Annotated in this window: 11 protein-coding genes and 1 pseudogene; 8 read left to right on the forward strand and 4 right to left on the reverse strand. The window is 46.3% G+C overall.

Translation table 11 applies throughout. The features are described from left to right. Positions 1-149: 149 nt before the first annotated feature. Complete coding sequence (locus tag JFC06_RS10275) at positions 150-1,193, reverse strand: NUDIX hydrolase (protein WP_198334984.1); 1,044 nt, start codon at positions 1,191-1,193, stop codon at positions 150-152. 349 nt (positions 1,194-1,542) lie between these two features. On the opposite strand from JFC06_RS10275, the gene nadA reads away from it, so the two are divergent. The 3 genes from nadA (at position 1,543) to JFC06_RS10290 (ending at position 5,622) form a co-directional block, all read left to right on the forward strand. Continuing rightward, entirely contained in the window at positions 1,543-2,682 is a 1,140-nt protein-coding gene (gene nadA, locus JFC06_RS10280; protein ID WP_198334985.1) for a quinolinate synthase NadA, read from the forward strand. 1 nt (position 2,683) lies between these two features. Continuing rightward, positions 2,684-4,612 (forward strand): L-aspartate oxidase, encoded by a 1,929-nt coding sequence (gene nadB / locus JFC06_RS10285; protein WP_198334986.1) that lies wholly within the window; start codon positions 2,684-2,686, stop codon positions 4,610-4,612. A 98-nt stretch (positions 4,613-4,710) separates the two neighbouring features. After that, the gene (locus JFC06_RS10290) at positions 4,711-5,622 is read left to right on the forward strand and encodes a lysine exporter LysO family protein (RefSeq protein ID WP_198334987.1); all 912 of its coding nucleotides are present in this window, start codon (positions 4,711-4,713) and stop codon (positions 5,620-5,622) included. Between the two features lie 4 nt (positions 5,623-5,626). Here JFC06_RS10290 and JFC06_RS10295 read toward each other — a convergent pair whose 3' ends face one another. Next, a complete protein-coding gene (locus JFC06_RS10295; RefSeq protein WP_198334988.1) occupies positions 5,627-6,886 on the reverse strand; it encodes an FAD-dependent monooxygenase in 1,260 nt (419 codons plus the stop codon). Between the two features lie 221 nt (positions 6,887-7,107). Then, positions 7,108-8,406: an FAD-dependent monooxygenase gene (locus tag JFC06_RS10300; RefSeq protein WP_198334989.1), complete on the reverse strand. Its 1,299-nt coding sequence runs from the start codon at positions 8,404-8,406 to the stop codon at positions 7,108-7,110. Between the two features lie 638 nt (positions 8,407-9,044). On the opposite strand from JFC06_RS10300, the gene JFC06_RS10305 reads away from it, so the two are divergent. Continuing rightward, positions 9,045-10,136, forward strand: coding sequence for a PhoH family protein (locus JFC06_RS10305; RefSeq protein WP_198334997.1), 1,092 nt, complete (start codon positions 9,045-9,047; stop codon positions 10,134-10,136). Between the two features lie 229 nt (positions 10,137-10,365). Then, entirely contained in the window at positions 10,366-11,004 is a 639-nt protein-coding gene (gene ybeY / locus JFC06_RS10310; protein ID WP_198334990.1) for an rRNA maturation RNase YbeY, read from the forward strand. 42 nt (positions 11,005-11,046) lie between these two features. Here ybeY and JFC06_RS10315 read toward each other — a convergent pair whose 3' ends face one another. Continuing rightward, positions 11,047-11,922, reverse strand: coding sequence for a mechanosensitive ion channel family protein (locus JFC06_RS10315; protein ID WP_198334991.1), 876 nt, complete (start codon positions 11,920-11,922; stop codon positions 11,047-11,049). Positions 11,923-12,174: 252 nt separating this feature from the next. On the opposite strand from JFC06_RS10315, the gene JFC06_RS12470 reads away from it, so the two are divergent. The 3 genes and pseudogenes from JFC06_RS12470 to JFC06_RS10335 form a co-directional block, all read left to right on the forward strand. Beyond that, entirely contained in the window at positions 12,175-12,408 is a 234-nt protein-coding gene (locus JFC06_RS12470) for a helix-turn-helix domain-containing protein (RefSeq protein WP_198334992.1), read from the forward strand. Between the two features lie 3 nt (positions 12,409-12,411). Further along, positions 12,412-13,101 (forward strand): annotated as a pseudogene (locus tag JFC06_RS12285) (IS30 family transposase). 48 nt (positions 13,102-13,149) lie between these two features. Then, positions 13,150-13,605 (forward strand): helix-turn-helix domain-containing protein (locus JFC06_RS10335; RefSeq protein WP_198334994.1); only part of this gene is annotated, 456 nt, incomplete at its 3' end.

Genomic DNA, 13,605 nt, shown 5'->3' on the forward strand with positions numbered 1-13,605 from the left:
AGCCTCGCAAGTGCCGTCCACTACTTTATGAGGCCAATACATGTTTATCAGCCAAGATATCGTTAGGTCGCTATAAAAGCGAGACAACTAGATTGGTACAAATTTTTCTTGCTTGTTTATTTAGCATTAACTATAACCGTATTTTAGAACTATTTGCGTTTAGGCAGTTTACTGTCCATTAGTAAGCTTTGCAGCTCAATATCATGCCGAAAGCGATACAGCTTGGCAGGGCGACCACGCTGAGCGCTACTACTCTGTCCTGTCTCCGTCACAAGGTTTTGTGATTCGAGCAGGCGGCGAAAATTCTGCTTGTGTAAACGCACTCCCGACAGTGCTTCCACGCTTTGCTGTAACTGCGATAAGGTAAACACGTCTGGCATCAAACCAAAGATGAGCGGACGATACTCAATTTTAGCGCGTAGCCGTGAGATAGCCGTAGCAATCACGCGGCGATGATCATAATACATGGGTACGCCCATCAGCTGTGACCAATCCGTAGGTGAGACACCAGTTTGATAATTGGGTGGATAAGTCGGTGCTTCAGGTATGAGTCCTGCCTCATAAAGCATCTCATAGCGCAGTAACACATGCTCGGCGACCCACTCCCCACTTCCATACGCTGTATCGCTCGTTATCTCATTGTCAGTATCTATATTTTGGGGGTCTCTATTCACCAAAGATAACTCACTTACCCCCCAGCATAGGCCGATACGCTGTCGCCGTCGCTGCTGGACGACTTCCTCTTCTGCCGTATTTGCCCAAGCCCACAACGCAGGCACAATAAAATCCATGATGATATCTGGTATACCATCTAAATGATTTTCCCAAGGGAAATAGTCGTACCAATCTCGCCATAATGCCTGACTCTGTAGTTGCTGCGTCTGCGTCTCTTGCACCAACCCTAAATAGCTGACATAGACGAGTGCATGACCATCGATATTGCGCCTATTGGTATCGACAAAAGTATATAGCTGCTCTAAATAACCAAGCGGCTGCTGCGTTTGCTCCTCAACCCATTGCCGCACGCCAGCTTGCAACGAGCGGTGCAACGGCATCAGTGGACCGTTGGGCAGTAATTTGCCTTGATCGACTGTTAAAATCCGAGCCTTGTGTTCTGTAATGGCAACCAGTACCGCGACTACTTCTGTCGTGCCACTACCTTGCTGATGTGCGTGTGAATAAGACAACGTCATGACTTTAGGAATTATCCTTTAACTTTAAAAATGTAAGAAGAAAACAATGTAACTAAAAGTAATGCCACTAAAAACAATGAAATGAATAGTTAGCACCTGGCTTAGTATAGCGTGAATCGTTAATTATCATAGCTTGCCCTTGTAAATATAAGCGGCTGGATACGATAAAAGGATAATAATCACGAAGGGCGATTTTGTATAAATCAGTAGCAACTGTCAGTGAGGCGATAAAAAATACTTGTTTTTATGCTCAAAATGAGCATAATTAAAACAGTTTACTCTAAGCTGTGTTTAATTGATTCATTTTAGCGGCATATAGTTTGCCGTTATTGCCCCAAAGGTTGCCCTTATGAAAACTTATCCGTATGACGCGCCCATCATGAGCACGGACAGTCGCATCGCCACTCAAATGAATATCGACTACGCCAAAGCCAAGATACCAACCGATTTGCCACGTACCGAGCGCCTGGCGGTTGAAGAAAACATCAAACAATTATTAAAAGATAATAATGCCGTGCTGGTCGCTCATTATTATGTCGATCCTTTTATTCAAGATTTGGCGTTAGCAACGGGCGGCTGCGTTGGTGATTCGCTTGAGATGGCACGCTTTGGTCAAGCGCATAGTGCGCAGACGTTAGTGGTCGCTGGTGTACGCTTTATGGGAGAGTCGGCCAAGATATTAAGTATGGAAAAAACCGTGCTGATGCCAGATTTGGAGGCGGAGTGTTCGCTTGATTTGGGCTGCCCTGCTGATGAGTTTTCCGTATTCTGTGATGCTCACCCAGAGCGCACTGTCGTTGTCTATGCCAATACCAGCGCTGCTGTCAAAGCACGGGCTGACTGGGTAGTAACCTCATCCGTTGGTATTGATATTATTCGTCATTTACATGCGCAAGGCGAGCCTATTATTTGGGGACCTGATCGGCATTTGGGGAAATATATCGCCCGTGAGACTGGCGCAGATATGCTGCTTTGGCAAGGCTCATGCTTGGTGCATAACGAGTTTAAAGCCACTGAGCTGATGCAATTAAAAAATGAGCATCCAAACGCAAAAGTGCTGGTACACCCTGAGTCGCCTGATAGTGTCGTTGAGCTTGCAGATGTGGTTGGCTCGACCAGTAAGCTATTGCAATCGACTTATGAGATGGACGCCGATACCTTTATTGTTGCTACTGACTTGGGCATCTTACACGAGATGCAAAAGCGCTCACCAACCAAACGCTTTTTGGCCGCGCCGACGGCTGGTGAGAGCGCCAGTTGCAAAAGCTGTGCGTTTTGTCCTTGGATGGCGATGAATGGCTTGCAAGGTATTGAGAAGTGTCTAACCAGTTATAGCGGTGAAGTATCAATGACGCCTGAGCTGGCCGCAGCAGCCAAAAAACCATTACAACGCATGCTCGATTTTGCCGAGTCGCAAAAACAGCGAGTGGCCGCTAGTGGGGATATCGTTAAAGACCGCGAGCTGTTTGCCAACGTGGGAGCCGCCTAAGATGAGCGAGGCGTTTACAGTTGATACGACGAACGATAACGATAGCGCTGATGACACCAGACAAACAGACGTCCTCATCATCGGGGCTGGGCTGGCTGGTTTAAGCACCGCCTTATCTTTGCCACAGTCGTTAAAGGTCACGGTATTAAGTAAAGCTGCACTGGATGTCTGCTCAAGTCACTATGCGCAAGGCGGTATCGCCGCAAGCTTAGACAAAAACGACTCTGTCACTGACCATATTGCGGATACGCTAGTCGCTGGTGCTGGGTTGTGTGAGGCTGATCACACCGCCAGCATTCTAAGTGCCGGACAGCAAGCGATTCAATGGCTGTGCGATCAAGGCGTGCCTTTCACGCAAATTCCTCAGCAGGATAATTCACAAAAGTCTTTAAATGGATTGCACATTAGTGACTTACATTTAACCAAAGAAGGGGGTCACGGATGCCGCCGAGTGGCACATGCCGATGATGCCACTGGTCGGTATATTATGGATGCCTTGTTCACCAAAGCGTACGCTGCGGACAATATTACCATCCTGCCCTATCATGAAGCGCTGGACTTACTCACATCGCCATTTAATGAAAGTGGCTCTCTAGACGACGATACTCAGTATTGCCAAGGCGCGCTTGTTTTTGATCATATCAATCAGCGTCAGCGTATCTTTTATAGTCGCGCCGTCGTACTGGCCAGTGGCGGCTTAGGGCAATTGTTTAAACGCGCCAGCGCCCCCAATGTCTGTGTCGGAGATGGGGTGATGATGGCATGGCAAGCAGGCTGCCGCTTAGCAAATCTCGAGTTCATCCAATTTCATCCGACAGGCTTGGCGCTTGCCGACAGCAGCTTTTTGATATCCGAAGCATTGCGAGGTGAAGGCGGCCATCTGTATTGTCCGCAGACAGGGGCGCGCTTTATGCTAGATATCGACGCACGAGCCGAACTGGCCCCGCGAGACATCGTCGCCCGTGCCATCGCTGAGCAAATACACACAAACGGTCTTGGTTATGTCCATCTTGACGTCAGTCACTTGCCAGCGACGTTTTTACAAGCGCATTTCCCGCAGATTGACCAAACGTTGCTAGCGCTCGGCATTGATATGACGACAGAGCCGATTCCGGTTGCGCCCACCGCCCACTATAGCTGCGGCGGCGTGGTCACGTCTGCCAACGGGTTGACCGATGTGGCAGGGCTATATGCCGCTGGTGAAGTTGCTTACACTGGACTGCATGGCGCCAACCGCTTGGCAAGCAACTCTTTATTAGAATGCGTGGTCGTTGGCCGTAACATCGCCACTGATTTACCACGTTATTTAAGAGAAATTACAGCGTCAAATACCGCTCTACATGAGGACAAGGCAGCCCAACAAACTTTTACGATTTGGGCGACGCCAATCCTTAAAAACACACAACCTGTGATTTTGCCAACTTCTACCTCATTGATATTTGACTCGTCTGTTTATAACGCGGCTGATGACAGTAGCCACTCTGACACTGATGTGACCAAAATAACCACCGCATTAAAGCAACTGATGACCACTAACATGGGCATTACGCGTCATGCTGAGTCATTAGAACAAGCACTTATACAAGTACAAAAATGGCAGCATTGGCTTAAACACGCTACGTTCAGTCAGTCTGACGCCTGTGACCCCAATAATGCTACTGCCGCTGATAGGCTTGCCCACTTACAATTAGCAAGACAATTACAGTTAGCGACCTTGATTATTCAGTCTGCTTATCAGCGCATTGAGAGTCGCGGCGGCCATTATAGACAAGATTATCCTGACATGGCTTGTCAGCCCAAAGTAAGTGTCATTACTCCTTTATCGATCAGTTGGCCTTGCAGGCCTTATGAAAATCACACATTTGAGGCGGTCAATCAAGACAAGACTCAACCAACTAAGCGCATACCAACAGCCATGAGCGCCTTATAAACATGCAAAAACAAGGGGATTTTTATCTACTCACACCAGTATCTACGGCCTAATATGATACAATCGTCGGCTTGTTAAAAACTGATGAGCCTGCCGATATGCAAAGCCTAATTACTCTTGTTTTGGTATTAATGCCAATGTTTATTGGCTTTGCCATCCCCTCTAATCCCACCATGACGAAGTTTGCGGATAAAGGCCTGTCGTATTTGATATTTATCATCTTAGCGCTAATCGGTATTGAGCTATCGCACGTTGAAGGGCTTGGCAATCAGCTGGGCGAAATCACGCTCTATGTCACCGTACTATCAATATTGACCGTAGGCACGGGGTTGTTTGTACTCATGCTCTTTGATCGTCTGCGTCCATGGCATGCCAAAAAACCCAGCGTAAAATCAAAAGAGCACCGCGTCAGTATCCGCGGTAGCCTCGCGCAAGTAATATGCGTGGCGATTGGTATGGTAATCGGCTACTTCTTACCTGAAAATTACATGCCCCCTGAAAACACCATGACCGTTATGCTAATGATATTAATTTTGCTGGTCGGGATTGGACTAAAAGGCTCAGGCATTACCCTAAAAGAAGTGCTACTAAATAAACGCGGTGTCGAGATGAGTGTCATCTTTACGCTGTCGGTACTGGTGGGCGGGCTTATTTTTGCGCTGTTATTTACGGAAGTATCGTGGACCAAGGGCTTGGCGCTGGCTTCAGGATTTGGTTGGTACTCACTATCCGCGATTGTTATGACCGATGCTTATGGAGCCGTTTGGGGCAGTGTGGCGTTATTTAATGACTTAGTACGTGAGTTTTTTGCATTACTGTTTATTCCTGTCTTTATGCGCAAATATCCATCAGCAGCAGTTGGGCTTGGCGGCGCGACCAGTTTAGACTTTACTTTGCCTATTATTCAGCAATCAGGTGGTCTAAAAGTCGTGCCATTAGCGATTAGTTTTGGTTTTTTGATTAATATTGTCTCACCCGTACTGATGGTACTATTTTCGGCGTTGGGGTAACCCTCTAAACCCCGCTCGCCTGCTTAGCAAACAAGCGCATCAGTGGCTTTATTTTGCCAACGCGATACATCCCTTCACTGCGTATTTGCTGCACGGGACGCGTTTGAGCAAGCGACCCTGCAAACAGCCAGTTAAGCGCCGAAAAGCTGTGCATCATCAGGCTATTATGCGGACGGCGTAAACGCTCATAAGCACGCAGCGTTTGATTACTGCCCCAAAGCTTCCCGCCACTACGAGCAAAGTCATGCGCTAGTTGCTCACTTAACGCCTTCACATCAAGCATGCCCAGATTTAACCCTTGACCCGCCAGCGGATGGACGCCATGGGCCGCGTCACCGATTAATACCAAATTATCCGCGACATAGCTTTTCGCTTGTTGCGCGGTCAAAGGAAAACTGGCGATGGATTCAATTTTCTGAATAGCGCCCAGTTCATAGTGACTAGCAGCAGCCAGTTTGTCCGTGATAAAACGATCCTCTTCCTCTATCAATGCCAATGCCTGATTGCGCGGCAAAGTCCAGACTATCGATTGCCAATACTGTGGATTGGCCTTATCGGCATCTGTAATATCGGCTAACGGTAATAACGCTAGCGTGCCCGTCGGTAGCATGGCTTGGCGGGCGGTCGCTTGATGCGGTTTTTGGGTTTGGATCGCACAACAAATCGCGGTTTGATGATAATCTAAGGTATCGAGTTCAATCCCAGCTTGCTGACGCACAAAGGATCCACGGCCATCAGCGCCCACCACTAGCGCCGCTTCAATTGCTGCACCATCGTCTAAAGTCACGCGGTAGCCTTGCTGCGCGCCCAACCAATCCATATTGACAACTTTTTGCCCAGCGATAATGGTTAGGTAGTCACTGATATCCTCGCTGTATAAACGTTGCCATAGTGCGTGTTCAATGACCGCTGGCTCCACCATACTACCGAGCAGTTTTGCGTCAAGGTTTTGATCATTACTATCACCAAACAACAACTCACCCATGCCATTGAGCTGCCATACCTGCATTTGCGAGTAGTCCGCTTTGCGCTTGGAGGCGGCAATTTTTTGCCACGCGCCGACCTCTGTTAGTAAGTGAATACTGGCTAAGCTTAGCGCATAAACACGGGCGTCACGTTTGCTCAATACCGCTTGCCAAGCCGATTCATCACGCGCAGGACGTGCGTCAATCAACGTCACTGGCATTTTTGCTTGCGCCAGCTTTAAAGCCAGTGTGGCACCAACAATACCGCTGCCAATAATGAGTGTATGGTTATTTTTCATGGAACATCCTTTGTAGAGCGATAATCTGCTCATCATATTTATGACTGCTAACTTGAGGCATCCGCGTATTTTTTGTAGATACAGTCCATTCTATTTAAAAACAATACAGTTTGAATGGGAGGAGTTTTTCGCAGCCTCTGTCACGCTTGTAAGCAGCAAGAAAAGTGTATCCCATTAGCACGCTGCTATTAACGTATCGATTTTATTTGCAACTGACGATATTACGATTTCAAACCCATCGCATAATTCGCTACCAGTGGCTTGATGTTTGGCAGTTTATCAAAGGCAACCAAAGCCATGTTTCGTGCCAGCTTCACTGCTGGGTTCGGATGAGTAAAGCCATGAACCACGGCATCACAGAAGCGAATGACCCGTTTTTGATCGGTTTGACGCGCCTGCTCATAGCGTTTTAATAACTGTGTATCGCCAATATCTTCACCTCTGAGCACTTGCGCACTCAGCATTTGCGCCAATACGTGGGCATCGCGCATACAAAGGTTAAAACCTTGCCCTGCCACAGGATGCAAGGTATGAGCGGCATTGCCCATGATGACACAGCGCCCCCCCACTTGTTTGTCTGCCAGTACGCGAGTCAGTGGATAAGCGCCGCGGCGACCCGCAGCCACAAACTTACCAGCACGTTGCCCAAAGCCCTGCTGTAGGGTCGCCAAGAAGTGCGCATCGTCCTCTAAATACTGCGTCTCCTCACCTTTAGGACAGATCCACACGACCGAACGTCTGTATCCTTTTTGGTATTCATCATTGCCATCGCCCTCTGGATCCGTCAATGGCAGCACGGCAAGCGGACCGGCTGGGCTAAAACGCTCGATTGCCACGTGCTCATGTGGTTTATCCGTCTCGACCACGCCAACGATCGCAGTTTGCTCATAATCATGAGTCGTCGTACCAATATTTAACAGCTGACGCACCGTAGAGTCGCGCCCATCACATGCAACCAAGACACTCGCTTGTAGTTGCTGCTCATGTTCTTCTTCACCATAATAGCTAAAGCTGAGCGTCACCCCATCTGTTTGCTGCGTAACCGCCGTCACATTGGCATGATCGATCAAAGTAATCAGTGGCGACTGCTGAGCCGCTAACAACAGCTTGCGTCCCAGCCAAGCATTTTCCATCACCTGTCCAAATGATTCTACTTTTTCTTTGGCTTTGTTTAGTTGCGCGCGCCCAAAGCTACCTTGCTCACTAATCTGTACCGCATCGATGCGGCAAGCATGACTTTGTAGCTCATCCCACAGTCCAATCTCTTGGTAAATCTGTACGGTACGCCGTGATAGCGCGGTATTGCGACTGTCCAAGTAATGACTGCGAGTACTGTCATCGGTTGGACTGATGGTTGGATAACTGTTCTTTTCCAATAAAGTGCTGGCAATCCCATGATGTGCTAGCAGTAGGGCAAAGGACAAGCCAACATGACCACCACCCGCGATAAGCACCTGTTGCTCAGTGATTGCCTGTCCGTTTGTCGCATTCAATAAATTTGAATCAGTGTTTTGCGTCATTATTATTCCTATTATAATCGGTTGGGCACGCTCTTGATATGCAATGCATCTATACAATGAATCATTGCTGGAACCTATTTTTATCTTCTGGCTTTAGCATTTTACTTATACTTTAAATTCAATGATAAAACGCTATTTTATGTCCCATAGATTACCACAAATTGCCTAACATGCCCTGCTCTTAACGATAGACACAGCACTTACTTGATCTTATAGTAAGTCATGATCGCACTGGTAAAGCCAAGCGCACTCAATATCGCTAGTGTATTGATATGAGCCGCGCTCTATCGCTGACCGTCATATCTAAAAGGTCAATTATACGTGATTGGCACGTGCATTCACTTACGCTATAAAAGTGACGAGATTGGTTGCAATTGCCATACAAAAACAGCGCCATGTAGCCAATGTATGGCTTGAATTTTAGAAACTATCTACCATAATAAAGGCTAGATGCTTGCTTATCCTCCTCCACAAAATCAATAAGAATGTTACCGTTATTTTTATCTTTATTATTTAAAATCCATATCACATAACTGACTATTTTATCTCTTAAGCCCGTCACCCAATCAGAACTGATCAAACAAAACTGATCGACAGTAACGGGCATACAACACAAGGATAATCGCTTGACTGATTCCATGAGCCGCCGTATAAAGTTTGAATCATTAACCCCAGCACAGCTCAAAACCGTGCTGGGTGAATATAACAATCACATGAAATATATCCAAGAACGCCTCGATATCAAAATCATTCAACGCCAAGGCGACTTCTGCCTTAGTGGCGATGTAACCGGTGTTGAGCGCGGTGAACGTATTATTTATAAGATGGTAGACGAAGCACAAAACACCAAAGACATCAGCGCAGAAGAGTTGCACCTGATCATCCAATCGAGCATCTCACGCGATGAAGATAGGGACGCCGATGAGCAAAACTCTGATAATGCAGAAGACGAAGACGACTTAGATGCCGCCAGTGAGTTTACCCCCATTAGCTTACGCACTCGTAAAGGGCGCATCGTCCCTCGCGGTGGCAACCAACAACGCTATGTCAAAAACGTCCTCAGCTCTGATGTATCATTTGGTATTGGACCTGCTGGTACAGGTAAAACGTATCTAGCCGTCGCTTGTGCGGTCGACATGCTTGAGCGCAATGAGATTGAGCGGATTTTATTGGTGCGTCCAGCGGTAGAAGCTGGGGAAAAATTGGGCTTCTTACCAGGGGATTTAACCCAAAAAATTGATCCGTATTTACGCCCGTTATACGACGCACTGTATGAGATGCTCGGCTTTGAAAAAGTTGGTAAAATGATTGAGCGTCAGATTATCGAAGTCGCGCCGCTGGCCTACATGCGTGGTCGTACGTTAAACAACTCATTTGTCATTCTAGATGAAGCGCAAAACACCACACCAGAACAGATGAAAATGTTTTTGACCCGCTTGGGCTTTGGCTCACGTGCGGTCATCACAGGTGATATCACGCAGGTCGATTTGCCCCGTGGTCATAAGTCAGGTTTGGCGCAGGCGATGGATATCTTAAGCGGTATCGAAGAGATTCATATCACCAAATTTGACTCAAAAGATGTGGTACGTCACCAGTTGGTACAAAAAATTGTCGAAGCTTATGATGTGTTCGATGATGAGCAAATGGCGCTACAAGAGAAGCGTAAATTTGAACGCCTCAAAGAACAAGAGCGCAAACAAGCCATCACGGATGCTGCCGCTAAACTGTAAACTTATTGCCTCAGTGTTCTAATTGTAGAAACATACAACCGGACTACCAGTGAGTAGTCCGGTTTTCTCTTGTTAAGCGTTGGTTGGCATTATTTTCTACTGGTAGCCTACCTACAACTTGGTTATAGTGGCCTTAGTAAAATACCCAAAATACTTGCGGCACTCGTGCCATTTAAGCACAGCATTCCATCAGGCAATAACCCCACAAAACAATAAAAAGGATAAGGGCATGAGTCAGTCTAACGATGAGCATCATGACACACATAACGACCCACACAACGAGACAGATGCTGCAATCATCAGCAACAACGCAAGCTTAGCGGCACTCGACATCAGTGCTACTGATAGTATTGACGATGAGATCCTTGATACCTTTTACCATCGTGAGCACTTACTGCCCGTCATGAGGGCAACTTTAGAGTATGTCAATGCGCGCGTCAATAGCGGACTGATACTCCCCTATTTTGAGGATATCGACCCTGAACTGTGGCAAGAAAAATCTAAATCGCTAGATTTGTACGTTACTGATAGTATTGAGGGGCATGCATTAAATCTAGAAGCGCGCGGTAAGGACTATGCGACCAACATTTTATCTTACCCAAGTGACTTACCCATTGCCGTCATTGAGCTGATGCCCACGTTACCACTCGGTGAGCTTATTATCTGTCACGAAGTGATGGTGCGTGAAGCCAAAGAGCAAGACAAAACCGTGGCGCAGCATATTAGCCATCTGTTAATACATGGCATGTTGCACCTACTGGGTTTTGATCACGAGCTCGGACAGGCCGAACAAGATGAGATGGAAAGCTTTGAGATTGATATTTTGGCAAGTCTGAACTTACCAAATCCCTATATTCCAAATGCTTAAGCCAAGCGCAGCCAGTCCTTTTAATAATTTTGTCTAAAGCAACTAGTCTTTGGCCAAAGGCAGTTTTTGGGCTTGCCCCATTTGATTAATCATGTGATCCAAACCTTTGACATGGACGCTGCGCTGCGGGAATGGGATCTCAATATGCTCGTCATCCAACGCGTATTTAAACTGCTCTAGCAACTCACACTGCATCGTCCACCAATCAGCGTTGGTTGTCCAAACGTTTAAGGTAAGATCCACTGAATTATCGCCCAGATTGGTCACTCGCACAATCGGCTCAGGATCGGTAAAGGCCAGCGGATTATTTTTTGCCAAATTCAGCATCACTTCTTTGGCCGTTTTGATATTGGCGTCATAACCAATACCAACTGTAATGTCGACGCGGCGATTGGGAAGCGCTGTATAATTGACCACAGCTGAGGTCGTAATATCGCTGTTAGGGATGATGATGTCGTGATTGTTTATCGTCGTCAGATGCGTGTTCACCAAAGTGATCTCAGTCACCGTACCAGTATAGCTACTGATCTGCACGTAATCACCGCGTACAAATGGGCGAAAGGTCACAATCATAATGCCAGCGGCAAAGTTAGACAGCTGATCTTTTAGTGACAAACCAATAGCAACCGCGGCACCGCCCAATATAGCAACGACAGAGGTGGTCTGCACGCCAACTTTGCTCAACGCTGCCAAGGTGACCACAACCAACAACACACCATATAAAAGACGACCTAAAAAGCTAGCAACGGTATCATCTAAGCGGCCACGTAACATCACCTTATGGGCAACAGCAACCGCCTTTTTAGCCAGCCAAAGCCCAACGACGAATATTAATATGGCCAACACCAATTTGGTTGTTAAAACCACCGCACTGGCAGTTAGGGTGGCGATGTCGACGGTAAAACCTAAAAATTCCATACTGACTCTTTATTCTATCAAAAAAAAGCGAAAGAGGACTCCACCCGATATTAGGGAGGAGGTGAATCTTGCTTAGTGTTTATTATATATTCATAAAAACTATATACTGAAATAAGCTATAATAAATTTTAGAACTTACATTAAAACACCTAGATTAACATATGAAGTGCAATATCAAATGCGAGGTGAAAAAAAGACCTAGATGCGCTAGCATCAAAGTTTATATCCACCGACCAAAGTAAGATTGTAACCATGAACTATACACAACTAAGCCTAGGTGAACGATATCAGATTTATGCCCTAAAAGGGGCAAAACATAGCATTAAATTTATAGCTGATGCATTAGGCAGAAGCCCCAGCACCATATCAAGAAAGGTTAGGCGTAATAAAAGCCTGCGCGGTTACCGAGCCAATTATGTCTACAACAAGGCTAAAGCCCGTCGGGCAAGCAACGCTATAACGATCATCGTTGACGTTTGGGATTGAGTAATAGACAAGCTCAAAGATGGCTGGAGTCCTGAAAAAATAGCAAGGTTTCATGGTGGTATCAGCCACATGAGCCTCTATTGCTGTATCTGGAGTGACAAGAAGCAAGGCGGCAGGTTATGGCAGTGTCTTAGACGCAAAGTCAAGCCTTATCGCAAGCGACTAACCACTGAGACTCGGGGTCGTATCAATGACAGAGTCTCGATCCATGAGCGTCCCCAGATAGTAGAAGAGAAGACACGCATCGGTGACTGGGAGGCGAACACTATTATTGGTCAACATCACAAATAAGCGGTTGTAACACTCGTTGAGCGCAGAACTGGACTACTGAAGATGAAGCGTGCGGTCAAAAAGAGTGCTCAGCAGGTGCCAGGGGCGATTATAGACCTCTTAACGCCAATCAGGTTGCAGGTTAAGACCATTACGTCTGACAATGGCAAAGAGTTTGCAGATCACAAGGGTATTAAGCAAAAACTCTATAGTGGGTTCTTCTTTGCTGATGCTTATGCGTCATGGCAACGAGGAACTAATGAGAATACCAATGGCCTCATCAGAGAGTACTTGCCTAAAAGATGTGATTTTAGACAAGTCTGTAATGATGAGATACGAGCTATTGAGAACAAGCTAAACAACAGACCAAGAAAACGTTTAGGGTTTAGAACATCCAATCAGGTATTCTATAATATTATTTAGCGTTGCACTTGGTGTGTTAATCTAGGATAAGTAAAATGAATTGGTGTTATGAAACTCAACAAAGCGTATAAATTTAGGCTTGAGCCTAATGCGGAGCAGGAGATTATTCTAAATAATCTTGTCGGCTCTGCGCGTTTTGTTTGGAATCACATGCTGGCAATATCGTTTGAGATGTTTGCTAAAGATGAATTTATTAACGCCACCAACCTGGTTAATAAAATCATGGATCTAAAGAACAATCCTGATTTTGCCTTTCTGAAATCTAGCTCTAATGCCGTCACCTTACAACAAAAAGTACGCGATCTTGCGTCTGCTTGGTCACGATTCTTTGACCCCAAAGTACACGCCAGACTCAAAGAAAATAAAAAGAAACCCAAAAAGCCCAAGTTCTTTAAACTGGCTGATGGCACAGAGATTCAACTTCGCCCATTGATGCCACAATTTAAGCGCAAAGCAGATGGCTGTGACTCCATTCGCTTGGTTCAGTTTGATAAATACTGCCGT

The organism is Psychrobacter namhaensis, from assembly GCF_016107545.1.
Taxonomy (GTDB): Bacteria; Pseudomonadota; Gammaproteobacteria; order Pseudomonadales; family Moraxellaceae; genus Psychrobacter; species Psychrobacter namhaensis.

Coding starts and splice junctions, on each gene's coding strand:
- JFC06_RS10300 (WP_198334989.1), bottom strand. CDS start 8,406: ATGACGCAAAACACTGATTCAAATTTATTGAATGCGACAAACGGACAG.
- JFC06_RS10290 (WP_198334987.1), top strand. CDS start 4,711: ATGCAAAGCCTAATTACTCTTGTTTTGGTATTAATGCCAATGTTTATT.
- JFC06_RS10275 (WP_198334984.1), bottom strand. CDS start 1,193: ATGACGTTGTCTTATTCACACGCACATCAGCAAGGTAGTGGCACGACA.
- JFC06_RS12470 (WP_198334992.1), top strand. CDS start 12,175: ATGAACTATACACAACTAAGCCTAGGTGAACGATATCAGATTTATGCC.
- nadB (WP_198334986.1), top strand. CDS start 2,684: ATGAGCGAGGCGTTTACAGTTGATACGACGAACGATAACGATAGCGCT.
- JFC06_RS10305 (WP_198334997.1), top strand. CDS start 9,045: ATGAGCCGCCGTATAAAGTTTGAATCATTAACCCCAGCACAGCTCAAA.
- nadA (WP_198334985.1), top strand. CDS start 1,543: ATGAAAACTTATCCGTATGACGCGCCCATCATGAGCACGGACAGTCGC.
- ybeY (WP_198334990.1), top strand. CDS start 10,366: ATGAGTCAGTCTAACGATGAGCATCATGACACACATAACGACCCACAC.
- JFC06_RS10295 (WP_198334988.1), bottom strand. CDS start 6,886: ATGAAAAATAACCATACACTCATTATTGGCAGCGGTATTGTTGGTGCC.
- JFC06_RS10315 (WP_198334991.1), bottom strand. CDS start 11,922: ATGGAATTTTTAGGTTTTACCGTCGACATCGCCACCCTAACTGCCAGT.